This window comes from Corynebacterium sp. HMSC035E02 (assembly GCF_001836065.1).
GTDB classification, from domain to species: Bacteria; Actinomycetota; Actinomycetes; order Mycobacteriales; family Mycobacteriaceae; genus Corynebacterium; species Corynebacterium hiratae.
In genome coordinates, this window is the sequence record NZ_KV827373.1 from 37,574 (window position 1) to 61,309 (window position 23,736).

19 protein-coding genes and 2 pseudogenes are annotated in these 23,736 nt (G+C 65.2%); 18 read left to right on the forward strand and 3 right to left on the reverse strand.

Annotated elements, in window-relative coordinates:
- The coding region (locus HMPREF2635_RS10860; protein ID WP_141761711.1) for an HNH endonuclease signature motif containing protein at positions 1-700 on the forward strand (700 nt) is incomplete at its 5' end.
- 109 nt (positions 701-809) lie between these two features.
- Here HMPREF2635_RS10860 and HMPREF2635_RS10865 read toward each other — a convergent pair.
- Positions 810-2,750, reverse strand: coding sequence for an N-acetylmuramoyl-L-alanine amidase (locus HMPREF2635_RS10865; RefSeq protein ID WP_070821745.1), 1,941 nt, complete (start codon positions 2,748-2,750; stop codon positions 810-812).
- 170 nt (positions 2,751-2,920) lie between these two features.
- Here HMPREF2635_RS10865 and glf point away from each other — a divergent pair, with 170 nt between their 5' ends.
- From glf to HMPREF2635_RS10880, 3 genes are all read left to right on the forward strand, one after another.
- Positions 2,921-4,117 (forward strand): UDP-galactopyranose mutase, encoded by a 1,197-nt coding sequence (glf, locus tag HMPREF2635_RS10870; RefSeq protein WP_070754319.1) that lies wholly within the window; start codon positions 2,921-2,923, stop codon positions 4,115-4,117.
- 80 nt (positions 4,118-4,197) lie between these two features.
- Positions 4,198-4,395 (forward strand): hypothetical protein, encoded by a 198-nt coding sequence (locus HMPREF2635_RS10875; RefSeq protein WP_070821746.1) that lies wholly within the window; start codon positions 4,198-4,200, stop codon positions 4,393-4,395.
- Positions 4,396-4,484: 89 nt separating this feature from the next.
- Positions 4,485-5,093, forward strand: coding sequence for a three-helix bundle dimerization domain-containing protein (locus tag HMPREF2635_RS10880; protein WP_010188546.1), 609 nt, complete (start codon positions 4,485-4,487; stop codon positions 5,091-5,093).
- Between the two features lie 2 nt (positions 5,094-5,095).
- Here the strand turns inward: HMPREF2635_RS10880 and HMPREF2635_RS10885 are convergent.
- Positions 5,096-5,482, reverse strand: a pseudogene (locus HMPREF2635_RS10885) (IS110 family transposase); the annotation flags it as partial.
- A gap of 630 nt (positions 5,483-6,112) precedes the next feature.
- On the opposite strand from HMPREF2635_RS10885, the gene HMPREF2635_RS10890 reads away from it, so the two are divergent.
- The 9 genes from HMPREF2635_RS10890 to HMPREF2635_RS10930 all read left to right on the forward strand — a co-directional run bounded on the left by HMPREF2635_RS10890 (position 6,113) and on the right by HMPREF2635_RS10930 (position 16,998).
- On the forward strand, positions 6,113-6,616 hold the full coding sequence (locus tag HMPREF2635_RS10890) for an ECF transporter S component (RefSeq protein WP_246824880.1): 504 nt from the start codon (positions 6,113-6,115) through the stop codon (positions 6,614-6,616).
- A 107-nt stretch (positions 6,617-6,723) separates the two neighbouring features.
- Positions 6,724-8,970: an ATP-binding cassette domain-containing protein gene (locus HMPREF2635_RS10895; protein ID WP_246824881.1), complete on the forward strand. Its 2,247-nt coding sequence runs from the start codon at positions 6,724-6,726 to the stop codon at positions 8,968-8,970.
- A gap of 166 nt (positions 8,971-9,136) precedes the next feature.
- The gene (locus tag HMPREF2635_RS13335) at positions 9,137-10,216 is read left to right on the forward strand and encodes a saccharopine dehydrogenase family protein (protein WP_246824882.1); all 1,080 of its coding nucleotides are present in this window, start codon (positions 9,137-9,139) and stop codon (positions 10,214-10,216) included.
- Positions 10,213-11,256 carry an ABC transporter ATP-binding protein gene (locus tag HMPREF2635_RS10905; protein ID WP_034666007.1) on the forward strand — a complete coding sequence of 348 codons (1,044 nt, stop codon included), beginning with the start codon at positions 10,213-10,215 and terminating at the stop codon, positions 11,254-11,256. Before HMPREF2635_RS13335 ends, HMPREF2635_RS10905 begins: the two co-directional genes overlap by 4 nt.
- Positions 11,253-12,005, forward strand: coding sequence for an ABC transporter permease (locus HMPREF2635_RS10910; protein ID WP_046647603.1), 753 nt, complete (start codon positions 11,253-11,255; stop codon positions 12,003-12,005). The genes HMPREF2635_RS10905 and HMPREF2635_RS10910 overlap by 4 nt, the downstream gene beginning before the upstream one ends.
- A complete protein-coding gene (locus HMPREF2635_RS10915; RefSeq protein ID WP_046647602.1) occupies positions 12,002-12,739 on the forward strand; it encodes an ABC transporter permease in 738 nt (245 codons plus the stop codon). The genes HMPREF2635_RS10910 and HMPREF2635_RS10915 overlap by 4 nt, the downstream gene beginning before the upstream one ends.
- Before the next feature lie 73 nt (positions 12,740-12,812).
- Positions 12,813-13,493 (forward strand): class I SAM-dependent methyltransferase, encoded by a 681-nt coding sequence (locus tag HMPREF2635_RS10920; protein ID WP_046647601.1) that lies wholly within the window; start codon positions 12,813-12,815, stop codon positions 13,491-13,493.
- The gene (locus HMPREF2635_RS10925; RefSeq protein WP_070821748.1) at positions 13,490-15,268 is read left to right on the forward strand and encodes an ABC transporter ATP-binding protein; all 1,779 of its coding nucleotides are present in this window, start codon (positions 13,490-13,492) and stop codon (positions 15,266-15,268) included. The genes HMPREF2635_RS10920 and HMPREF2635_RS10925 overlap by 4 nt, the downstream gene beginning before the upstream one ends.
- 38 nt (positions 15,269-15,306) lie before the next feature.
- A complete protein-coding gene (locus tag HMPREF2635_RS10930) occupies positions 15,307-16,998 on the forward strand; it encodes an ABC transporter ATP-binding protein (RefSeq protein WP_232751630.1) in 1,692 nt (563 codons plus the stop codon).
- Between the two features lie 17 nt (positions 16,999-17,015).
- Here the strand turns inward: HMPREF2635_RS10930 and HMPREF2635_RS13475 are convergent, their stop codons facing one another.
- A complete protein-coding gene (locus HMPREF2635_RS13475) occupies positions 17,016-17,183 on the reverse strand; it encodes a hypothetical protein (RefSeq protein WP_154762579.1) in 168 nt (55 codons plus the stop codon).
- 927 nt (positions 17,184-18,110) lie between these two features.
- Here HMPREF2635_RS13475 and HMPREF2635_RS13120 point away from each other — a divergent pair.
- The 5 genes and pseudogenes from HMPREF2635_RS13120 to HMPREF2635_RS10950 form a co-directional block, all read left to right on the forward strand.
- Positions 18,111-18,269, forward strand: a pseudogene (locus HMPREF2635_RS13120) (protein tyrosine phosphatase); the annotation flags it as partial.
- 94 nt (positions 18,270-18,363) lie between these two features.
- Positions 18,364-20,316 carry a glycosyltransferase gene (locus HMPREF2635_RS10935; RefSeq protein WP_070821749.1) on the forward strand — a complete coding sequence of 651 codons (1,953 nt, stop codon included), beginning with the start codon at positions 18,364-18,366 and terminating at the stop codon, positions 20,314-20,316.
- Positions 20,306-20,833, forward strand: a complete 528-nt coding sequence (locus tag HMPREF2635_RS10940; protein ID WP_046647596.1) for a phosphatase PAP2 family protein — start codon at positions 20,306-20,308, stop codon at positions 20,831-20,833. Before HMPREF2635_RS10935 ends, HMPREF2635_RS10940 begins: the two co-directional genes overlap by 11 nt.
- Positions 20,830-21,837 carry a decaprenyl-phosphate phosphoribosyltransferase gene (locus HMPREF2635_RS10945; protein WP_049156922.1) on the forward strand — a complete coding sequence of 336 codons (1,008 nt, stop codon included), beginning with the start codon at positions 20,830-20,832 and terminating at the stop codon, positions 21,835-21,837. Before HMPREF2635_RS10940 ends, HMPREF2635_RS10945 begins: the two co-directional genes overlap by 4 nt.
- An 11-nt stretch (positions 21,838-21,848) precedes the next feature.
- The gene (locus HMPREF2635_RS10950; RefSeq protein ID WP_070821750.1) at positions 21,849-23,594 is read left to right on the forward strand and encodes an arabinofuranosyltransferase AftB family protein; all 1,746 of its coding nucleotides are present in this window, start codon (positions 21,849-21,851) and stop codon (positions 23,592-23,594) included.
- Positions 23,595-23,736 lie beyond the last annotated feature (142 nt).

Below are 23,736 nucleotides of genomic sequence, written 5' to 3' on the forward strand. Positions count from 1 at the left end.
GGGTCCGCATTCGTTGACGATTACTGATTCAGCCTTGCGCATTAGTGAGATGCGCGGAACCTTGGAGTCGATTAATTCGGCTGATTTGTTGGATGCGGCAGGCCAGGTGTTCTTTGCTAAGGCTCATGGGGGAAGCAAGCCTGCGGTAGCGACCAATGTGGTGGTCACCTTGGATGAGTTGGATCAGATCGTGCGCGGTGAGGGCGATGATATTGAGCTTGTGCTTACCAACGGTGGGCGGATGACAGGGCGGGAGTTTGTCACCTATAAGTTTGCCGAGGTTGGGTATGTGACGTTGGTGCATCCAACGATTGGGCCGGTGTGGTTGCATCGGGTGCGGCGTTTAGCTGGGTTTGAGCAGCGGTTAATGGCCAGTGCGGAGCATCCGACGTGTGCGCGTGAAGGGTGCAATAAGCCGGCTGATTATTGTCAGGTGCATCATTTGGTGCCGTGGAAGGCGGGTGGGGCGACGGATCCGCCGAATTTGACGATGTTGTGTGCTTATCACAATGGCATCAATGATGATGACCCGGATAAGCCGACTGGTGCTGGCTATGTCTTCCGGTTGCGGGGCGGGGTGGATTATGTGCCACCCTGGGCGGAGCCGATTACTTCCCAGCCGGCCTACAAGGCAGCACAAGCAGCGTTGAAGCAGCAGGCCAACGGGGGCTTAGTGGGCGGATCCCCGCCGGATACCTAAATCCAATAGATAACATGCCGAAGCGGAAGCCACCGAGGTGGCTCCCGCAATATCGGCGATCCCACAGGGCTGTGCGCGTGAGTTTTGCGCGCACACGGTGCGGCTGGGATTAGTCCGTGAAGACCTGAATCTGCTCAGTCTCCGGGTTATAGACGATGGACCCGCCCTGGAACTGCACGCGGACTTCCTTGCCGAAGCCGGTGGGGAGTTCGTCGGAGGTCGGCAAGCCGAGTGTTGCCGAGTTGTCGCCGGACGCCCATTCCTTCGCGATGCGCCCGACCAGCGCGTGCGTTCCGGTCTCCTCGGAGCTCAGCACGACGCCGTTCTGGAAGAGCTGGTAGATGATGCCGGCCGTCTCATCCGGACCGCCAACAGCCAGACCCAGCGCCGGACCAAAGGCGTTAAGGACTGCCGTCCACGTTTCCTTCAGGCCCTCGTTCTTGCTCAAGGAAAGCACCTTGGTCACGATGCCCGGGATCTGCTCCACCGGTAGGCCATTGACCGTCTGGTTCATGTCAACCTGGTGCTCGGAGCGGGCATACATGATGGCGAAGAGCGTGCCAGCCAGGCCGACTAGTGCGGTGATGGTGCTCATCGGGATTTCGGTATCGCCCAGCGAGGACGTTGCCTCCTGTGCCGGAGCGGCCGGTGCGGGAGCAGACGGCGCATTGTTTTTCGGCGCAGAGCCAGAGGAGTCTGGTGTAGAGGTATTTCCGCTGCCCCAGTCCGTGGACGTCGAACCCGACGCGCCCGACTTGATGGCGAGGTACTTCTTGTGCGCCGCCTGGCGGATAGTCGGCCACTGGGCGATGGTGTAGCGCCCTGGGCAGGCAGTGAAGTGAACGTCGCTGTGCCCGAAGAGGCCGTAGACCGGGGCAGAGGCACCAGCCGGGTAGCGCGAGCCGCGGAAGCCCTCCGAGGGCAGGGAGACGCGGGAAGTCGGATCAACACCGGAAATCGCGCCCTTCCAGCCAGCCAGGTCGGTGACGGACTCCAGCAAGGCTTCCGTCGGCTGAGCCGTCTCATAGTTACCAATCATGGAAATGCCCCACGTGTTCTGGTTGAAGCCACCGATGTGGGCGCCCTGTACGGCTTCGTCGAGCCCGCCGTAGCGGCCCTCGTAGATGGTGCCGTACTTATCCACCAGCGCGTTGTATCCGATATCGCACCATCCCAGGTTCTGGGCGTGGTATTTGTACGCGGCGCGCACTTGCGCGGCCGCCTGCGCGCGGGTGTAGTTATTGGAGCCCGCGGTGTGGTGCAGCGCAATGGCCTTCACACCATTGTCATAGTCAGCGCCCTTGCAACGGATGCTCTCATCCGCGCCCCAACCTGCGCGCGAGACCACGCGCGGCATGCCGTCGGTCTCAGCGGTCGGCTCAATGGCCTCGCCCTCCTGGGCGTTGCCGTCCATGAAGACAGCCTCGAGGCCTTCCACGTCGCTATTGGCCGGTAGAGGCTCGGTCTCGGCGACGGGGGCGATGTCGCCGACGTTGAAGGGGGCGTCGTCAAGCGCGGCGTCCTCAACGGGGGTCTCGGTGAACTCTTCGTCCAGGTTCGAGCCAGTCACCAGATCCACGTTGTTGATGGAGACCTGCACGTCGTTGGTATCGCCCACGAAGATGAGCTCGGTGCCATTCGTAGCGTTGGGGTCATCGTTGTTGTAGGACATAGAGTCCATGTCGTACCACTCGGACCAAGACCCGTCTGGTTGCTTGGCGCGGGCGAAGGCTGCGACGTCGCGCGCACCCTTCCACGTGACGGCGAAGGAAGAGAAGGTCTCATCGCGGTGGAATTGCTTGACGGCGCGCGGGCCTTCGCCCTCGCCCTGGGCGGCGATGGCCGGGTCATCCACCACGACCGTTTCGCCGGACCCGAAGGATTCGGAGGCCGAGCTCACTTCGATGGGGCCGCTGCCCGCTTCCTGGGTTTGGATGAGGGTTTGGCCGCCCACGGCTGCGGCAGCGACCACAGCGATCGAGGTGACCGTAGCGATAACCGGCGTCGACCACGTCGATTTCGCGGGAACAAGACGACGTTTGAGGTGCACTGTTACTCCCTAGGATGGTGTGCGCCACGAGGTTAAGAGGAGCGCAAAAAGTTAACTAACGGGACAGATGTTACGCCAGTTGTTGGAGTGAAAGAAGGTGTGACACGCGAGTTTTCTCGCTTGGGTGTCACCAGCCGTTCTGTGCGTGTTACTGCTTTAAGCTGATGGCCATGACTGCATATGACCTCATCGTTGTTGGATCCGGATTCTTTGGCCTGACCGTGGCCGAGCGCGCAGCCTCCCAGCTGGGCAAGAAAGTGCTCATCGTCGAGCGCCGCGAGCACCTTGGCGGTAACGCCTACTCGGAGGCCGAGCCGGAGACCGGCATCGAGGTCCACAAGTATGGCGCGCACCTCTTCCACACCTCGAATAAACGCGTGTGGGAGTACTGCAACCAGTTCACCGATTTTACCGACTACCAGCACCGCGTCTTCGCCATGCACGATGGCACGGCCTACCAGTTCCCCATGGGCCTGGGCCTGATTAACCAGTTCTTCGGCCGCTACTACTCGCCGGATGAGGCGCGCCAGCTCATCAAAGAGCAGGCCGGCGAGTTCGCCGTGGATGAGGCGAAGAACCTGGAGGAAAAGGCCATCGCGCTCATTGGCCGCCCGCTCTACGAGGCCTTCATTCGCGATTACACCGCAAAGCAGTGGCAGACCGACCCGAAGGAACTGCCGGCCGGCAACATCACGCGCCTGCCGGTGCGCTACACCTTCAACAACCGCTACTTCAACGACACCTACGAGGGCCTGCCCGTCGACGGCTACGCAGCCTGGCTGGAGAAGATGGCGGAGCACGAGCTTATCGACGTCCGTCTCAACACCGACTGGTTCGACGTGCACGAGGAGGTGCGAGAGGCGTCGCCAAGCGCGCCGGTGGTCTACACCGGCCCACTGGATCGCTACTTCGACTTCGCCGAGGGCGAGCTGGGCTGGCGCACGCTCGACTTCGACCTGGAGGTGCTGGAGACCGGTGACTTCCAGGGCACCCCGGTGATGAACTACAACGATGCGGACGTGGACTACACCCGCATCCACGAGTTCCGCCACTTCCACCCGGAGCGCGCCGATAAGTACCCCAAGGACAAGACGGTGATCATGAAGGAGTACTCGCGCTTCGCGGAGAAGGGCGATGAGCCGTACTACCCGATCAACACCCCGGAGGACCGCTCCAAACTGGAGGCCTACCGCAAGCTCGCCGCCGCCGAGGCTCGCGAGAACCAGGTTCTCTTCGGCGGCCGCCTGGGCACCTACCAGTACCTGGATATGCACATGGCCATCGCGTCCGCGCTGAGTATGTTCGATAACAAGCTGGCCCCGTTCTGGAATGAGGGCAAGGCCCTGGAGCAGGAGCGCGGCCACTAGGTTAGGACGCGTGCGGGTTGGTTCCCGCAGCGCAGCGTGGCGCGCTATGCTGAAACACCTCGATGGAAGGAGGTGACGGCATGGCGCAGCGCAAGAAGAAGCGCGCAGACCGCAGCATGTGGAAGATGTCCCCGGAGCGGCTCGAGGAACACCTCAAGCTGCGCAGTCGCGCAACGCGCATTCCCGATAAGAAGAAGGAACAATCCAAGAAGGCCTGCCGGAACACCCGGCGGGCCTTTGGCCGTTTATGGGGAGGTTGTGCCAGCGTACGGAACTAGACCAAAGAAAATAAAACTTGTGGTCTGGCCAACAATCACTTAAGGTTAACAGTAGGTTAACAATAGGCGAACAGAAAGTGAGTTTAGAGATGACTTCCCCGAACGCCCGCCGTTTCGATACGTTGCGCCAGGATTTACACGCAGATTATGGCCACGAGTACACTGCCCAGGAGATTGACTCCTTCCTCGATGCCACTATTGAGCGTCACGAGGCTGGCGCGACTTTAGAAGAGTTCATTCCCGTGATGGTGGAGCGCGAGGTGCGCGAGCACTTCGGCACCCACCGCATCCACGTGCGTTTCTCGGCAGGTGCCGACCATGCGCTGGCGCAGGCAGCCGTGGCTTTGACGAAGAAGTATGCCGGTAACGCGCTGCTGGTCGACGCCGCCGTAGCCCACCCGGAAAACGACCCTGACTCCCACATGGCCCACGTGCTCCAGGAGCGCGGCATGGCGGAGCACCCGGACCGCTACGTCGAGGACCTGCGTCTGGTGACTATCCCTGACTTTATTGTCTACCTCGGCCGCGAGGTGCCGCGCGATGAAGCCGGCAAGGACGTCAAGATCTGGGACATCGCCACCGCCGAAACCGTGGAAGAGACCCGTGAGCTGGCCGATGACCTCGGCGCCCGCGTGCTCTACATGCTCAACCGCCTGGGCATCGAGCCCATCTCGGAGGATGCCGCTGTCACGGCCTAAATCAGCTGGATAAAGACTTCCTCAACGCGGTCGACACTGCGCAGGGAATCTGGAAGGTTAAGACCGGCATGGGCGATGACGTAGGCGTCGCGTACATCGGTCTTGGAGTTGCCGACGTGGATGCGAGAGAGCTGCCGCATCGCAAGCCCTGGTAGATGGCGAACATCTGCCCCCATGTCTTGGGCGACTGCGACGGTCAACCGGCCGATGTTGTTGGGAATAACAAGGACCGAGGCGTTGTCGGCGAGGAATTGGCCGAAGAGCTTGCGTAGCGAGCCTTCATGCTGATTGATGCGTTTGGACAGGACTTGCCTGCCTTGGGGATCGAGGACGCAGGCGTGGTGGAAGTATTTGCCGACGTCTACGCCAATGACGAAGTCATAGGCCATGGGTGTATGCCTCCTAGCGATGAATGAGAAGTTGGACTATTTAAGCTTCATCGCTGGGGTTGTCGGACATGCTTGCGCTGGCATCCACACTACTGTGAGACCTCATACCACCTGGGCTGGGTCGGGTTCCTATTAGCAGTTTGAGGATGTCACTGTCTTCGGCGGCATCACCCCCGGATCATTTTCAGACAGGGGCGGGAACAAGCCATACCGAAGCCAGCGACTAGTTCCACTGTCCTTTCAGACGGAGGGAACGGAAATAAACATAACCAGCCCAATCGGGTGGACAGGCTATGAATCTTCGGTGCCCTGGGGTGGAACTGCTAACAACGTAATGGGGGGGGGATCGGGGGCAAAGTCAATAATTCAAGCCTGGCATAAGTTGCTAAGGATTGCCTAACCTAATACTGGTTCAAGTTATGTTCCTGATCGGGAATCGGCAACGGAAGCGAGGCGGCGACGATGAACAGAAAACGTGGATCGACCAGAGAACCCCTCTCCGGAGGGGGAGTCGGGGACGCGGGCCCGGACGGGACGGGCGACGGCGACGCGGTGGCGTCGCAGACGGACGACGGGCGGTTGGTACACGTCGCACCGGTCGCAGCGGGTGGCCGACCATCCACCCGCGATATGCTCGTCGCCGCCGCGATCGGCGTCGCGGGGTCTCTCGTCGTCGTGCCCCTGACCTACCTGCAGGTGTTCGCCGGCATCGCCCACGTTTATCTCGTCGCGGCGACGCTCGGGTTGTGGTTCCTGCAGTGCGTCGTTCCCCTCATCGTCGTCCGCAAGCCTGGCGCGAGCCTCATCGCGTGCCTTGCCATGGGCGTCGTGTCCGCGGCGACCACCCCGTTCGGCGTCGCCGCGATCGGGGCGCTGATCATGGAAGGATTGCTCATCGAGCTTCCATTCATGGTCACCCTGTACCGGCGGTGGACGCGTACCCAGTTCGTGGCGTCGGCGATGTTGTTCTCCGCGATGATGGGAACGATGGCCCCGCGCGCAGTTGGCGTCGACTCGCCGACCACGCCCATGACCCTGATCAGCTTCGCCGTAGCCTTGGCCTCGAGCTTGGTGTTTTTGGTCCTGGGCTTTGCCGTCGCAAAGGGGCTTCGCAGCCGCGGGGTCACCCGGTGACCGGCGGAGCACCCGCGTGCGCCGGTGCGACACGCGGGACGGCCCCGGCCCGGTTACGGGTTAGGGGCGCGGGCGTGCGGCACGCCGATGGGCGATGGGCACCCGACATGGTGGATCTCTCCTTCGATTTCGGCACGATCAACGCCATCACGGGACCCGTGGGATGCGGAAAGACGAGCCTGGCCCACCTCATCGCTGGACTGATCCCCTCGCACATCCCCATCGACCATGCCGGATCCGTGCATATCGTTGATGTCGACGGCACCGAATGCCCCGTGGACGGGGACCGGGTCACCTTCGTCGGGCAAGACCCGGCGACGCAGGTGCTCACGCTCCGAGTCGTCGATGACGTGGCCATGGCCCTCGAGTTTTCCCTCGTGGAAGCCGGTATCGTCGCCAAGCGATCAGCCGAGGCTCTATCGGAGCTCGGGCTGTCAGAGCTCGCGGAGAAGGATCCGTGGGCTTTGTCGGGCGGGCAACGCCAGCGGATGGCCATCGCTGGTGCGGTGGCCAGGGCGCCGGAGGTCATGATCTTCGACGAGCCCGCGGCCCACGTCGACGAGGACGGTCGCCGGTCGCTGTTCGCCGCCATCCGTGATTTGCGGGCTCCGGGTCGCGTCATCCTGCTCATCGAGCACGACCTCCGCCCGTTCGACGGGTGGGTCGACACAGTGACAATCCTCGATGCGGACGGGAGCGTCGCCGCGCACGGAGCGCCGGAGGGCATCGCGGTGAAGGGCATTGCGACGTCGGTCGCGACCGCCGGAGCGCCGGACGCCAGTACGCCGGGCACGGGGGCACCGGACCGTCTCAGTCCGGACCGGCGGCGAAGGCCCCGGGGAGCCGGGGATGGCGCCGATCCGGAATTGGAGGCGGATGCCGTTCCACTGCTGGCCTTGACCGGAGCCCATGTGGCCCGGGGCAGGGAGCGGATCCTGAACGGGGCCGATCTGACACTGGAACGGGGCGAGATCCATGCCCTGGTCGGCACCAACGGAGCCGGTAAGTCCACCTTGCTGGCGGTGCTGTCGGGCCAGATGAAGGCGGGAGCGGACCTCCGGATCGACGGCGAGCCAGCCCGGCGCGCCCCCGACGCCTTCGCGTCGTGGGCGTTCCAGAACCCCGAGCACCAGTTCACCCGCGCGACCGTCGCCGCGGAAATCGACTCCGCGCTGGCCGGCACGGACCCGCACGGGCCACTCGGCGCCGATGAGCTGCGGAAACTGCGGGAAGCCCTGTGCCCCCGGGCACTTGACCCCGTCTCGCCGTTCGTCCTGTCGGGCGGACAGAAAAGACGGTTGGGCATCTTCCTGGCGGTGGCGGCCAATCGCCGTTTGCTGCTTCTCGACGAGCCGTTGGCGCACCTGGATTCGCCGAGCTCGCGCATCGTGCTGGATGCGCTGGCGGAATACGCCGGGGCCGGCGGAACCGTTGTGTTCACGTGCCACGACCGCCGTGTCGCGCGAACGTGGGCGGATCGGGCGAGCATCGTCGCCGAAGGGAAGGTCGCCTGGTCCGGTCCCGCGACCGACGTGCCGGCTGCCCCGGAGTCGTCCCGGCGGGATCGCGCACTGCCCGCGGCCGGCGCACGGACGTCCGGGGACGAAAGTCCCTGGACCGGTGAATCCGACGCTCGGAGGCGCGCGGGGTTGAACGCCATCACGATCGTCGCGGCGGTGATGCTCGTCCTCGTCGCCGGGCTGCTCTCCGGCGGAGACGCCGTTCTCGCGCTGACTGGGGTTGCGTTCCTCGCACTCGCTGCGATCGCGGAACGCGACGTTCGGGCGACGGCGGGGAAGGTCCTCCTCGTCCTGTTGATCGGGGTGTTCTTCGGCCTGCTCGGGTGGCGCTCCGAGTTCTACGGCAGTGGGGATCCGGCGGAGGCTGTCCGCCACGGCATCCATCACGGACTGCTACTGACGGCCGTGTTTGCGGGGACGGTCCTGGTCTCCGCGTGTATGCGCGTCGAGGAGCTTTTCGACGCCATGGTGCAACGCCTCCGGGTGCCCTACACATGGTGCACCATAGCGATTTCCGGGGTGAGCATCGCGGCGTTCCTGCGCAGCGAAATCCCCCAGCTGACATGGGCGATTAGATTGCGCTCGATGCGACCGGGGCAGTCTTTCCGCTCCGGCTTCATTCGCGCGACGACGCCCGCGCGCATCGCCTTTCCCCTGTTCGTCAGCGCCGTGCGCTGCGCCGAAAAGCTGTCCCTGACCCTGGCGATGCGCAACTTCGGCCGCCATCCGCGGCGTACCTTCCGCACTGATCACCCCTGGCGAGTGCGTGATGGTTTCGCGGCCGCAGCGTCCGCCGCGACCTTCGTTGCCGCCCTGGTGTCCGCAGTGACTTGACGGGCACCCGGAACCGGCGGGCCTCGAGCCCGCGAGCGTTTCCGAGCTTGTGCGGAGACGCGCCCCACCCAGTTGCTTCAACCCTTCAGACACATCCTCCGGGTCGCGCCATGCGGGCCCGGTCCGCCCGGCACCGGCATGGCGCCGACAACCGAAAGAGGTACCAGTGAACACGATCCGGACCATCAGCGACGTGCTTCGGGACAAGGCCGATGAGACGAAAAAGGGGATCACCTTCGTCGAGAATCGGCGGGACGTCTTCGTCCCGTACGGCCGGGTCCATGCGGAGGCGGTGGCGGCTGCGACTCGGTTGGCCGAAGCCGGCATCGGCCCGTTCGAGGTGCATGCAGACTCACTCGCCCGTGCTTGCATCGACTCAGGCACCGGGTACATCGACGTCAACGATTCGATCGACGCCCGCCGCGCAATCATGGCCCTCGACGGGGATGCTCGGCGGGAGGGGGTTCCCGTGCTCACCGGGTTCGGCCTGTGCCCGGGCTTGTCGACGGCCCTGTTGATGCTCGGGGCCTGCGCTGCGGGGGTCGAAGAGGTCCGCGATGTGCGGGTCGATCTGCGAATTGGCGCCGACCAGGAATCCGGGGCCGCGTCGGTCGAGTCGATGTTCCGGACCATTCGCGGCGGATACCGCGCGATGCTCGGCGGCGCCATCGTCGAAGTGCGGCGCAACCTGGTGTCGTCGCAAAGCGGAATCGGCTACGAATGCCCGGACATCGACGTCGTACGCGGGGTGTGCCCCTCGATCCTCGGATATTCCTACCACGTCGCCTTCGATGCCCTCCCCGATGAGTCGGTGGAGAAAATCCGCACGTCGAGACTGTACTCGATGCCCGTTGTCTCCGGTCTGCTCGCCCGTCTCGGGGCGGCCGTGACATCGCGGAAGGCGCGGGCGAAGGGCACTCCGCAACCCGCCGAGCTGGTCGTCGCACTGTCCTCTGCCGGCGCGGGCGATGCGGGGCCGGCGGCCGAGACGACCGTCGTCCGGGCGACCGGCCCGGGTTCCTACAAAATGACCGCGGCGATTGCTGCCGCCACCGTTGTGGCGGTCGCGGGGAAGCCGGTCGCGCCGGGGGGCCGGGATCTCGTCGGCCACCCCCGGCTCCTCGAACCGGTCCTCGCCTTCGCCCGCGATGCGGGCATCCATATCGAGGTGCCACATGACAACCCGACCACGGGGCCGCTGCCGACAGCGGCCCACTGCGATACCAAAGAAAAGGGGAAACGATGACGGATCAAGCTGAACGAGGTGCGGCGATCGTCGTCCGCGACCTCACGAAGAGCTACCCGATTGCGGGCAAAGCGGGCACCCCGCCCGAAGGCGGGGCAGGTGCCCCGCCGGACGGCGGGCGCAAGGGAAAGCGCGGTGCCCGGATGCGCAAGCATGTGCTCGACGGCGTGAGTTTCACCGTGCCCACCGGGGCGATCGTGTCATTCCTCGGCCACAACGGTGCAGGCAAGACCACCCTCATCCGAATCCTGTCGACGCTCATCACCGCCGACTCCGGCGAGGTGAGCATCTTCTCGCGCGACGTGAAAGAGGACCCGGCGGGCGTGCGCGCTGACATTGCCACCACCGGCCAATTCGCGGCGATCGACGAGAACCTCACCGGCCGGGAGAACCTGGAGTTCTTCGGGCGGCTGCGCGGACTCGACCGCGCCGCTGCGGCCGCCCGCGCGACGGAACTGCTCGCGCAATTCTCGCTCGCAGACAGTGCCTCGACGCTGGCGTCGGCCTATTCGGGTGGCATGCGGCGCCGCCTCGACATCGCCGCGTCGCTGTGCGTCGTGCCCAGGCTGCTGTTCCTCGACGAACCCACGACGGGGCTGGACCCGGTCAGCCGCGAAGAGCTGTGGGGCTTCATCCGGCAACTGCGGGACGACGGAATGACCCTGGTGCTGACCACCCAGTACCTGGAAGAGGCGGAGGCGCTGGCAGACCACGTCCATCTGCTCAAGGATCGCCGCATCGTCGCCAGCGGAACGCCGGAGGAATTGCGCCGCGCCTTCGGGTCGCACGTGCTCCGCGTGTCCTTCGCCACCGCCGCCGAGGCGGAGGCGTTCGCCCGCTGCCTCGGGGGAACGTGCCTGGACGGCGCCCGCGTCGCGGGGAAGTCGGTGTCCCTCGACGTCGACCCCGGACCGCGGGTCCTCGAGGCGGTGGCGCAGGCGATGGAGGCCTCGGAAGCGTTGCCGGATTCGCTGAGCGTGTCGCCGCCCACCCTCAACGAGGTGTTCATATCGATGAACGCAGGGGGTGCGGCGCGATGAGTGCGACGTCGGTCGCGGCGTTTCTCCGTCGGGATCTGCTGCTGTTGCGACGCAACACCGCGTCGCTGATCTCCATGTTCGTGGTTCCGCCCCTCTTCCTGCTGTGCCTGTACGCGGTGTTCGGGTACTCGGCGGAGCAATCCGGCTTCGGGTACCTGCGTTTCGTGCTCGGCGGCTGCCTGTTCCAGGCGGCGATGTTCACCGCCGCGGCGTCGGCGATGGCGGTGGGACAGGACGTCGAATCCGGGCTCGTTGACCGCGTGCGCGTGTTGCCCGGGGCCACAGGCGGCTATGTCGCCGGCAGGCTCGTCACCGATGTGCTGCGGATGTCCGCGTCGATCGCGGCGCTGCTGGTCGTCGCGTGGGCCTGCGGCCTCGACATGGCTGTCGGTGAAGTCGCGTGGACTGTCCTGTGGTCGCTGCTCGCCGCGGCGGTCCTGTCCCTGGTCACGGACGGGGTGATCCTGATGGTGCCCGCCCCGGTGTCGACGGCCTCATCGATCCAGGCGCTGGAAATGCTGCTGCTCATGTTCTCCACCGCGTTCATTCCGGCGACCGCTTTGGACGGCTCCCTTCGCGACGTCGTGCGCCACATGCCTTTTTCGCCGGTGATCGAGGTGATTAGGGCGGCGTCCCCGGACGCCTTCCCGGATCGCGCCGGGGAAGAGGCCGCCCTGTGGCTCGGTGTCGCGGCGGTCGCCGGAATCGTCCTGTTCATCCGCCGGTTCACCTCGAGGAGCGAATCATGATTGGCGCCATCTTCGTGCATCTGCGGCGCATCGCCCACATTTGGCTGCGGCGCCCCGACTTCTGGTTCATGACGTTCATTGCTCCGCTCGTGTACCTGTTCATCGTCAACCGCATGTTCGGTGGCCTGGTCAGGCAGCTCACCGGAGAGTTCGAACTCCGGAACGCGGTCATCCTGGTCGTGACGGCGTGGGCGTTCATCCTGGCCATCACGGGATCATCCACCGTGTTCGTTGAACGCAGCAATGGCTTCCACGAGCGGTTGATCACCATGCCGGCGCCGTACGCGGCCGTGCCGGCCGCACGGATCATTGCCGAGTTCATCCAGATCATGGCGATGACGGCCGTCGTCGCGGCGGTGGCCGCCTTGCTTTCCGACGGCCCACCGGAGGTGTCCTGGTGGTGGAGGATCGCGGTGACCGGCGCGATGGTTGCCGCGGCGGCCGCATGCACCGGCACGTACATCGCGTTCTCCATCACCAGCCCCCAGGGTTCCGTGGCCCTCATCCCGTTAATCATCGTTGCGATGTTCGTCAACACGGTGCTCATGCCCGCCGACCACTTCCGTCCCCTCCTGCGCGGAATCGCCGGGCACACCCCCGTATCCGCGGCCGGCGAGGCCGTCAACGGCACCGGAGCTGCGGGTCTGGTGGTCTGCGCGGCCTGGTTCTTAGGCATCGCCGTGCTCGCGGCGTGGGGCATCGCCGTGAAAACGAGGCCGGGGGAGTCTGCATGACGGCCCGCGAATCCGAGCATCTAACCCGAAACCGCCGCGTGGATGCGGCCCACACACCCGGAGACAGAACCAGATGAAGTCGATTGCCCAGATCGTCCAGAACAACCGCAGGCTCCTCGCGGCCTACGAGGACAAGGTCCAGCCGAGGTTCCTCAGCCGCTATGCGCGCGAACCGATGGACGCCGCCGTGTACCGGAAGCTCCGTGCGCTGAATCCCGGGCCGGATGCGCCGGCCCGGGTCCTCGACCTCGGTTGCGGAACCGGGTGGCTCGCCCGCACGCTCGCCGCTGAGTCTCGCTATCGCAGGGCGAACATCGTCGGCTACGACCTGTCGCCCAATGCGATCCGCATCGCCCGCGAACGCGCCGCCGCCGACGGGCTTGGGGCCCGGACGGAATTCCACGTTGCCGACATCCTCACGCCGCTCGCGGGAGAGCCCGGCGGGGCCTGTGAAATCTGGGTGTGTGGCGCGCTCCACCAAATGAAGGATGCGGGAGCCGCGCTCGGCAGGGTCGCCGGGCTGCTCGCCGATGGAGGCATCGCTTACGTGCAGACGTTCGTCGAGGATCCCGACGTGAACGAGCATGTGGACATGGCCGTCGTTGCGAAGATGGGCCACCGGGTGTTCCGGGGCAGCGAGGTCGAGGACCTCGCCGAAGCCAACGGGCTGAAGCTGGGCGGAGCCTCACACGCCGGCATGGTGTACTTCTGCACTCTCACGAAGAAAAGCGCGATCGGGGAGGCGGGCAAGTGAGCGCCGTGGACGGGACCGTAGGCCCGTGGTCGCTGCTCGCCCCGATTCGGACCCGGATGCGTGCGGTGGTCGCGTTATCCGTCCTGTCGTCGGTGGCTACCGTCGCTTCGCTGGTCGGCATCATCGACATCGCGATGACGTACCCGGAGGCCCCGGAGCATCGGACGTGGTTGGCCGTGGCTGTCATCGTCGTCGCCGCAACGGTGCGCATGGCCGCGGACGGCGCCGCCGGCATGCTCTCGCACCGGGCGGATAATGACCTGCAGCTCCACCTCCGGCGCCGACTGGTCGCCCAAATCCGGAAGTTGCCCCTGGGCTGGCTGGATGCCCGGCGGTCGTCGGGAATCATCGAGTCGGTTGAGAAGGACGTCGCGGCTGTCCACCAGCTCATGGGCCACACCGTCGGTGAGACCGTGGTGGCGGTGCTGGTTCCCCTGCTTTCCCTCATCGCGCTCGTCATGGTGGATTGGCGGATCGCGGTGGTGGCGGTCGTCCCGGTGCTGGTCACCTTCGCCCTGATGGGCGTGATGATTTCGCGCGGAGCCGGTCTTCAGCGCGACTACGAGCGAGCCTCCGAAGGAGTGACGGCCGCGGTCATCGAGCTGGTGCGCGGTATCCCGGTGATGAAGTCCTTCGGGCGTGCTAACCAGGGCGCGGGTCGCTACGATGCCGCGGCGTTGTCGTTCGTCCGCGCGTGGTCCGCCTGGTCCCGGCAGTCGAACATCTATCTCGGGCTCATCGACGTGGTGACGTCCCCGACCACAGTTCTCGCAGTGGTGTGCGGGGCCGGCCTCGCTCTGAGGGACGCCGCGGGCGGCATACCGGAGGGTCTCGTCGCCGGGCTGGTTCTCAGCCTTGGACTCTCCGCGGCGATCGTGCGGGTGGCCATGAACTCCGAACCCATCATCGCGGGGATCGCCGCCCTGAAGTCCATCGCGGAGGTGCTGAGCACGCCGCCGATCGCCGAGCCCGCCGATCCGGTGCCCGCGCGCGGAGGCGCGCTCGAGGTCCGGAACCTGGTCTTCTCCTACGCCGATGGGCCGCGGGTCCTCGACGGGATGTCCGCGACGTTCGAACCGGGGACCCTCACGGCGCTGGTGGGGTCCTCCGGTTCCGGAAAGTCCACCGTCGCCCGGCTGTTGGCGCGTTTCTACGACCCTGTCGAAGGCTCGGTGCTGCTGGGCGGCGACGATCTTCGCGACATCGCCGTGCGCGACGTGCACCGTTCGGTGTCGGTGGTGTTCCAGGATCCGCAGTTGCTCACGCTGCCCTTGCGGGAGAACATCCGGCTGGCCAGGAGAGACGCCACCGACGGCGAAATCATGGCGGCCGCGAAGCTCGCGAACCTCGATACGGTCATCGCGGCGCTGCCGAAGGGCCTGGATTCGGTGGTCAACGTCGACGTGACCTTTTCCGGTGGTGAGGCGCAGCGCGTGGCCATCGCGAGGTCGATTGTCACGGACGCGCCGGTGCTCATCTTCGACGAGGCAACCGCTTACGCGGATCCGGCTTCCGAGGCCCTCATTCAGTCCGCAATCGAGCGTTTGGCTCGTTCGCGGACGGTGATCGTGATTGCGCACAGATTGAGCACGATCCGCAACGCCGACCGCATCCTCGTTCTCGATGGGGGAGCGGTCGCGGAGGCGGGCACCCACGACGAGTTGCTTGCGCGCGGTGGCCGCTACCGGGATCTGTGGCGCGCGTTCGCGCTCGACGACGAACCATCCGCTCCGCGGGGCACTGAATCAGACGATGAAAAGGCAGGGAACCGATGATTCGGGACTTGTGGTCGATGACGGATCGGCTCTCGAGAATGACACTGGTGTGGCTCATTGCGTTGGCCACGCTTGCCGCGCTGGCCCAGGGAGCGGCGTTCGTCGCGCTGCTGCCGCTGCTGTCGGCTCTGGCCGAGGGAGATGATGCGACGGCATGGCGTTTCACCGGCGTCATCGCCGGCCTCGCGGCCGCCCATGCGGTGCTGTCCCTCGCCGCGGGGACGGTCGGCAGAGCGAATTCCGCAGCGGTGCTGTCGTCCCTGCTGCGTTCCCTGGGCGAACGCGTGCTGACATTGCCACTCGGGTACGTCACCAAGTCCACGGCCGGCCGCTTTTCGGAGATGGCGTCGTCGGGTATCGCGTTCGCGGCGTCCGTGCCGCACGTGATCCTGCGGCCCGTCATCGCCGCGGTGGTTACGCCGACCGTCATCGCCTTCGGAATTCTGGCGGTGGATTGGCGCGTCGGTTTGGTTCTTGTCGCGTCGGCACCGGTGCTCTTCTTCGCCTACCGGGCCATTGGCCGGGTCGGCGGGGAGTCGGACGAAGCGCATGCTGACGCCGTCGCTGCCGTCTCCGGCAGGCTGATCGAGTTCACCCGCGGCCAGCAGGCGATTCGCGCCGCGGGCGACGGTTCGGCGGCGGACGCGATGGTGGATGAGGCGATCCGGGCCCAACACGATGCGTTCGCGAAGGCGACGTCGACGCAGGGGGCGGCCATCGGACGGTTGGGTTCGGTCGTCCATGCGGTGTTCACAGCGGCGGTGATCGTCGCCGTGGCAGTCGCCGCGACGGGTGGGATGGCGCCGACGCATTTGGCGCCGATGCTCATCGTGCTCGTCCAGTTCACCGGACCGATCACCACGGCGGGAGCGTTGTCCGGCGGGTTCGGTGCGGGCCGCAACACGTTGGCTGCGTTGCGTGACCTGCGGGCAATCCCCGCCCTTCCCGAACCTGCCGCACCGGAGCTGCCCGACGGGCATGACGTGGAGTTCCGCGACGTGAGCTTCGGGTACGGGGATAAGAAGGTTCTCGACGGCGTCAGCTTCCGTGCACCTCAGGGAGCACTGGTTGCCGTAGTGGGACCGTCGGGGGCGGGCAAGACGACGGTCATGCGGCTGCTGTCGCGTTTTCATGATCCGGACTCGGGGGAGATCCTCATCGGCGGGGTGCCCTTGCCTCGGATCGGCACCGACGGCGTGAACTCGCTGGTGACCCCGGTGTTCCAGGAGACGTTCCTTTTCGACGCGTCCGTGCGGGACAACGTGGTCTTCGCCGACCCCGGATTCGGTTCCAGGCCCGGTGACGGGGACCGCTTGCGCGAGGCCGCCCGGCGTTCCGGGGTGGACCGCATCGTGGAGCTGCTGCCTTCCGGGTGGGATACCCCGGTGGGGGAGGAAGGGACGCTGCTGTCGGGAGGCGAGCGGCAGCGCGTCGCCATCGCCCGGGCGTTTCTGAAGGATTCCCCGGTGGTACTTCTCGACGAGCCGACGTCCTCGCTGGATGCGGCCACTGAGCGGGCGATCATCGGCACGATTGAGGCGTTGCGCGGCGATCGCACCGTGATCGTCGTCGCCCATCGCCTGCACACCATCCGCGATGCCGACCTCATCGTCGTGCTTTCGGAGGACGGGACGGTCGCAGAACGGGGCACGCACGATGAATTGCTGGCGAAGGGCGGCCGCTATGCCGAGTCGTGGGCGTGCCGGACGGGGAGTTCCCCGGGCGCCTGATCCTCGTCCGTCGAGGACTATCGCTCCGGTCCGGTACCGGTGCAGTGGTCCCGCCACGCCGTCCCGGTCAGCGGGTCCTCGACGATGCCCTGGGCGACAGGGTCGTAATTGAAGCCGTAGTGCTCGGTGCGGTGGGCGGGGCACACGTCTTGGACGGTGATGTTGGTGACGCCGGGTTCCCGCACGAAGGAGTTTTAGTGGGGGAGCACGGCATTGTCGTGCCGCGTGCCTAGGAAGGTGTACCGCACGCCCGGTCGAGTGATGTCGCCGATGGTCAGCTCATTCAGCAGCATGGAACCGGAGATCTGCTGTTCCCAGGCAAGCGCGTTCGTTTGCCGGCGTTTCGGGAGTATCCGTGGCGCATCTCGGGGTGGACGTCAAAGCGATCGGCTGCGCTGTGCGCCCGGGGCCCGTGGTTCGAGGCATCGGTACCGATGAGCTGTTCGACGACCCGGTCCCGGGAATGAGGATGACGGGCAATTCACCGTCCCGGGGCGGCACCGGAAGTCGTTGGCGCCGGGGGCACCAGACCGGGCTTGGCCATGGACAGGGCCCGGGCGGCCGCGGGTGAGGTTTGCCGGCGGCCGGGCCACCGGTCGGGAAACCGCCGTCCGACAGCAACGAGGGGATTCTCGTCACCTCGTCGGGGGGTGTTCCTATATAGGTTGTGAACTCCACGGGTGGGCTTGGGGCCTGACCCCCGGAAAGTAGACACGTCGGGGGTTAGGCCCATCCTTGGTTCCTCATTGGGGCATGTGATGGCGGGGATTTCTCTGAAGGTTTCGTTTTCCCTTGCTGGCGTTCTTTTTGCAGCATTTCTTGTTTGTACCGGCGTTTATCTCACTTTGGGAGCAGTTGGGAAGAGGTTCGCTAAAGTCGACTCTTTGAGCTGACTGAAATAGGAAGAAAGACACACTGATCATGTGTTGCTATGAGGAGTATCCTTCTTATTGTACAGAGTTAATAGTTGTCAGTTAGCGAAAAATTAGTCAGTATTGTTCTCTACTTTCTCAATCTCCCTCCGATTCGACACTCTCTTGAGCCTCTGACAATTGCGGCCACGAGTTCGTGACCATCGAGGTCGATTTCCTTTTGGCGCCACAATCATAGGCGACGAAGTCGGCAAGGACATCAAGATTTGGGATATCGCTACGGCAGAAACCGTAGAGGAGGCCCGCGAGCTGGCTGACGACCTCCGCGCCCGCGTGCTTTACATGCTCAACCGTCTGGGCATCGAACCCATCTCGGAGGATGCACCCCTCTCGGCTTAGCTTTCAGCCGCGTGGGAACTCAGCTGAAGAGTGCGAAACCACTAATCTTGGTTCCTGAATACTGTCGAAATCTGTGTGGAGAACCGAAGATATCGTGACTGCCAACAATACTGCTGCGTACGAACCCGTACAGCGCATCCTGCTGCCCAAGCGTGGCGAGCCGGTCGACGTCCGCATGCTCTACCTCATCGAGTCCGAGCAAAACCGCGAGCGCCTCAGCTGGAGTGGCCGCACTTCCGTGACCATCCCGGCCGGCGAAGAGGCCTCCTTCGAGACCTACTTCAATGCGTTCCCGGCCGCCTACTGGCGCCGTTGGTCCCAGCTGAAGTCCATCGTGCTGGTCATGGACGTGGAGGGAGAGGCCAACATCTCCCTGTACCGCTCCAAGCAGGACGGCCAGCGCATCGCCGTGGCCAACCACGTGGTGACCACCGGGCACCACGAGTTTGAGCTGCCCCTGAAGAACTTCGAGGACGGCGGCCTGCTGTGGTTCGATGCCTCCGCCGTTGAGGACACCGTGCTTACCGACGCCGCTTGGTGCGCCCCGCACGCCCCGAACCCGCAGCTCCTGCCGGACGGTAGCGAGTACCCGGCGCAGGAGAAGCGCGTGGCCGTGGGTATTCCGACCTTCAACCGCCCCACCGACGCCGTCGCGGCGCTGCAGGCACTGGCGGAGGACCCGGTGGTGGACGGCATCATCGACTACGTTCTCATGCCGGACCAGGGCAACCAGCACCCGGCGGACGAGCCGGGCTATGACGAGGCCGTGGCCCACTTTGGTGAGCGCTTCCGCGAGTTCCGCCAGGGCAACCTGGGCGGCTCGGGCGGCTACTCCCGCATCATGTTCGAGGCGCTGGAGAATACCGACTCGCCCTACATCCTCTACATGGATGATGACATCGCCATCGAGCCGGATTCCATCCTTCGTGCGGTCCAAGCAGCGCGTTACGCCGCCAAGCCCTTCATCGTGGGTGGCCAGATGCTCAACCTGCAGGAGCGCTCCCAGTTGCGCACGACTGGCGAGCGAGTGAACCGCGCTGACTTCATGTGGGGTGCGGCCGAGCACGCCGTCTATGACCACGACTTTGCCAAGTACCCGCTGCGCGCTATCGGTGACGCGCAGTCCCACCTCGATCCGAAGAAGTACGACTCCCGCGCGCTGCACCGCCGCGTCGACGTGGAATACAACGGCTGGTGGATGTGCCTCTTCCCGCGCGTCGTGGCGGAAAGCATCGGGCAGCCGCTGCCGCTGTTTATCAAGTGGGATGACACCGAATACTCCCTGCGCGCCGCCGCCCACGGCTTCCCCACAGTGACCTGGCCGGGTGCTGCCATCTGGCACATGGCCTGGGCGGATAAGGACGATGCCATCGACTGGCAGGCCTACTTCCACCTGCGCAACCGCCTCATCGTGGCGGCCCTCTACCACGAGGGCGATGCGCGCGGGATTACCAAGTCCATCTTCAAGTCCACCCTCAAGCACACCATGTGCATGGAGTACTCCACCATGGCCATCCAGCTGGAGGCCATGAAGGACTTCCTGGCCGGCCCAGACCAGCTCTTCGACATCCTGGAGTCCTCGCTGCCGCGCATCGCCGCAATCCGCAAGGAATTCCCGGACGCCGTCATCATCGATTCGGCGGATCAGCTGCCCGCGCCCACCGGCGCGCCGGGCGTGCCCACCCGCAATGTCGGTGGCCGCCTGGGCAAGATCAAGAAAATTCCGTGGCTCATCAAGTCCGCCAAGCACCTGGTTACCAAGGAAGACCCGGCCCATCACGAGGCACCGCAGCTCAACCTCACCCCGGAGGAGGCCCGCTGGTTCACGCTCTCTCGCGTCGATTCCGCCACCGTCTCCACCGCGGGCGGCACCGGCGTGGCCTTCCGCAAGCGCGACCGCGAGCTGGCCCTCGAGCTGGTGAAGTCCACCCGCGAGCTGCTCAAGGAAATTGAGGATAACTTCGATGACCTGCGCGCCGAGTACCGCGCGGCTCTGCCGGAGCTGACCTCCCGCGAGTCCTGGCGAAAGGTCTTCGATGCCCAATAAGCTTTCTGTCGCCGAATCCCGTGTCCTCGAGAAGATCCAGAATGCGGCCTTCGATGCGCCCGGCGTTCTGCCCACCGCGCGGGGTTTAAGCCACTTCGGCGAGCACGCTCTGGGCTGGCTGGCGCTCTCCGGCTTAGGCGCCGCCGTGAATTACCAGAAGCCGGCGCGCCGCCGCCAGTGGGTAGCCGTCGGTGCGGGTGCTTTCACGGCGCACGCGGCCAGCGTTGTGATCAAGCGCATTGTGCGGCGCAAGCGCCCGGACTATGACTACGTCAAAGTCGGTGTGAAAACCCCTTCTAAGCTGTCCTTTCCTTCTTCGCACGCGACGTCGACAAGCGCGTTCCTCGTGGGTGCTGCGCACGTTCTGGGAACCCCGGCACCGCTCGTTGGTGTGCCGGTCATGATGGCCTCGCGTATGGTGCTCGGGGTACATTACCCATCCGATACGGCGATCGGCGCCCTGCTGGGAGCCGCCACCGCGGAAGCATGCCATCGCTATGAAAGGAAGACCGCATGAGCGAACGTCCTAACCGCGTCGACGACGGTGAGCAGAGAGTCTTCCACTCTGAGCCGCACACCTCCGGCATCGATACCGGCCGCAAGCGCAAGCCGCCGAAAAACCTCGCCGATGGCATGGTGAAGGCGTTGCGCCCCAAGCAGTGGGTCAAGAACGTCCTCGTTCTCGCCGCCCCTGCGGCCGCGGGCGCGGATTCGCTGTTCCACACGCGCGTGCTTCTCGACGTCCTCCTCGCCTTCATCGTCTTCTGCATGGGCGCATCCTCCATCTATCTCATCAACGATGCCCGCGACGTGGAGGCTGACCGCGCGCACCCGACGAAGCGCTTCCGCCCCATCGCGGCGGGCGTGCTTCCGGTGAGCTTGGCTTATGCCATGGCCGCGGTGCTCATCATCGGTTCGATTGGACTGTCCTTCTTGGCCACCGCGGGCCTGCAGCTCGCCATTGTCATGGCCATCTACATCGGCCTGCAGCTGGGCTATTGCTTCGGATGGAAGCACATGCCGGTGATTGATATTGCCCTGGTGTCCTCCGGATTCATGCTGCGCACCATGGCCGGTGGTGTGGCCGCGGGCATCGTGCTCTCCCAGTGGTTCCTGTTGGTGGCCGCTTTTGGTTCGCTGTTCATGGCCTCGGGCAAGCGCTACTCGGAGATCCTTCTGGCGGAGCGCACGGGCGCCAAGATCCGTAAGTCCTTGGAGGGCTATACGCCTACCTACCTGCGCTTCGTGTGGACTTTGGCCGCCACCGCCGTGGTCATGTCCTACTCGCTGTGGGGTTTCCAGCTTTCCAACGAGTCTGATGGCCCGGCCAGCGTGTGGTACCAGGTGTCCATGGTGCCGTTTACCATCGCCATCCTGCGCTATGCCGCCGACGTGGACCGCGGCAACGGCGGTGCCCCGGATGAGATTGCCCTGGAGGACCGCGTCCTGCAGATCCTGGCCCTGCTGTGGCTGGCCTGTATTGCCATGGCGGTGTACATCATGCCGGTCATGATGGGCTAGACTCTCTCCTCATGCGAAAATCCGAATCACGTACCGCGGCGGCGCTCAGCGCGCTGGCCTCGGTCATCGTGATCGGAGTTTTCTCGTTTTGGGGCGGCTTTGCGCGCCGCTGGATTTCCGACGACGGCCTCATCGTTTTGCGTACCGTGCGCAACCTAGAGGAGGGCAACGGCCCCGTTTTCAACGCGGGCGAGCGCGTGGAGGCCAATACCTCGACGCTGTGGCAGTACCTCATCCTGCTTGCCCGCTGGGTCACCAACGCCCCGCTGGAGTCCATCGCCGTCAACCTGGGATTGCTTCTGGCGGTCGCGGCCATGATGTTGGGGGCGTGGGCCACAGCCCGGGCCTTCTTCCGCTCGGGCCAACTCGCCACTCCGCTTCTGGCGCCCGCGGGCGCGCTGGTCTACCTCGCGCTGCCGCCTGCCCGTGATTTCTTTACCTCCGGACTCGAGTGGGGCCTGTCCATCTTCTACCTCGCCGCCCTGTGGGCGTTGCTCCAGCACTGGGCGCAGTCTCGCGATAACGCCAGCGCCTACTGGCTGGCGCTGTGGGCGGGATTGTCCTGGCTCGTGCGCCCGGAATTCGCGCTCTACGGCGGGCTGGCCGGCCTGCTCCTCTTGGCGGCGCACCGCAACTGGAAAGTCTGGCTCGGCATTCTTGGCGCGGCCCTGCCCATCCCGGCGGGTTACCAATTCTTCCGCATGGGCTATTACGGCCTGTTGACGCCGCACACGGCGGTGGCCAAGTCGGCGTCGTCAAGCGCGTGGGGCAGCGGCCTGGACTATGTCGGTGACTTCGTTGGTCCGTATGCCCTGTACTTGCCCGTTCTCGTGCTGGCGGGTGCTGCGCTGTGGACCTTCCGCGCCCACCTGCGTCCGGCGGCCCTGCGAAGCTCCACGACCGTCACTTACCTGCTGGTCGGTGCGGCGGTGGTGCATGTGGTGTACGTGCTGCGCGTCGGCGGTGACTTCATGCACGGCCGCATGCTGCTGCTGCCGCTGTTTGCCGCCCTCCTCCCAGTCTTCGTGCTGCCGCTGAGAGGCCTGGTGTCTGTGCTCGCGGCGGCCTTCTGCGCGGTGTGGGCCGTGGTGGTCGTGCTGCGCGGGCACCCGACGGACTGGGAGGCCTACGAGCAGCCGCTGTCCATCGTGGATGAGCGCGACTTCTGGACCTACGCTACGAACCGCGAGGCGGGTTACCCGCCGCGTTCGGCACGGGACTACATGACGATGAAGTTCATGCGCGGATACGGGGAAGCCACCGAAAAGTTGGCGCACGGCGATGCGCTGGGTGTCATCTATGTAGAGGACAAGGAGAAGGACCAGCTCAATTGGCTCACCGTCCCGCGCGAGCCGGGCGCGGAGGAGCCGCCGACGGTCTACCTGGTCAACCTGGGCATGACCTCAATGAACGCGCCGCTCAACGTGCGGGTGCTCGACACCATTGGTCTGGCTACGCCGCTGGCCGCACGTATGCCTCGTGAGGAAGGCGGGCGCGTGGGCCACGACAAGCACCTCGAACTGGAGTGGCAGGCGGCGCTGACCGGCGCGGACATCGAGTACCTCCCGCCGTGGTATGACAAGGAGAAGACTCGGCAGGCGCGGGCGGCGCTGGCGACGCCAGAGGTGCAGGAGCTTGTTGCTTCCTACAGCGAGCCCCTGACGTGGGAGCGCTTCCGCGCGAACCTGGCCTTCTCCGTGACCACGGGGCGCACCCTCATGTTTTCTGCCGATCCGGCCGATTACCCTGCCCACTAGCTTGGGGCGGGCTGGCAAATACCCCCACGGGGAGGCAAAAATTGCCAGGGTGCGTTACGCTACAAAAGATTCTCGTTATTAATCCGTAACTATCGCTGGCGTGTTGGCGATGTAGTAATGGCAGTAAAAATGTTAAGGAGAA

Bases quoted from the DNA above. Each gene is read 5' to 3' on its own strand.
- HMPREF2635_RS10950 (WP_070821750.1), top strand. From the start codon at position 21,849: ATGCGAAAATCCGAATCACGTACCGCGGCGGCGCTCAGCGCGCTGGCC.
- HMPREF2635_RS10910 (WP_046647603.1), top strand. From the start codon at position 11,253: ATGAGTGCGACGTCGGTCGCGGCGTTTCTCCGTCGGGATCTGCTGCTG.
- HMPREF2635_RS10940 (WP_046647596.1), top strand. From the start codon at position 20,306: ATGCCCAATAAGCTTTCTGTCGCCGAATCCCGTGTCCTCGAGAAGATC.
- glf (WP_070754319.1), top strand. From the start codon at position 2,921: ATGACTGCATATGACCTCATCGTTGTTGGATCCGGATTCTTTGGCCTG.
- HMPREF2635_RS10920 (WP_046647601.1), top strand. From the start codon at position 12,813: ATGAAGTCGATTGCCCAGATCGTCCAGAACAACCGCAGGCTCCTCGCG.
- HMPREF2635_RS10880 (WP_010188546.1), top strand. From the start codon at position 4,485: ATGACTTCCCCGAACGCCCGCCGTTTCGATACGTTGCGCCAGGATTTA.
- HMPREF2635_RS10895 (WP_246824881.1), top strand. From the start codon at position 6,724: ATGGTGGATCTCTCCTTCGATTTCGGCACGATCAACGCCATCACGGGA.
- HMPREF2635_RS10905 (WP_034666007.1), top strand. From the start codon at position 10,213: ATGACGGATCAAGCTGAACGAGGTGCGGCGATCGTCGTCCGCGACCTC.
- HMPREF2635_RS10930 (WP_232751630.1), top strand. From the start codon at position 15,307: ATGACACTGGTGTGGCTCATTGCGTTGGCCACGCTTGCCGCGCTGGCC.
- HMPREF2635_RS10915 (WP_046647602.1), top strand. From the start codon at position 12,002: ATGATTGGCGCCATCTTCGTGCATCTGCGGCGCATCGCCCACATTTGG.
- HMPREF2635_RS10945 (WP_049156922.1), top strand. From the start codon at position 20,830: ATGAGCGAACGTCCTAACCGCGTCGACGACGGTGAGCAGAGAGTCTTC.
- HMPREF2635_RS10875 (WP_070821746.1), top strand. From the start codon at position 4,198: ATGGCGCAGCGCAAGAAGAAGCGCGCAGACCGCAGCATGTGGAAGATG.
- HMPREF2635_RS10890 (WP_246824880.1), top strand. From the start codon at position 6,113: ATGCTCGTCGCCGCCGCGATCGGCGTCGCGGGGTCTCTCGTCGTCGTG.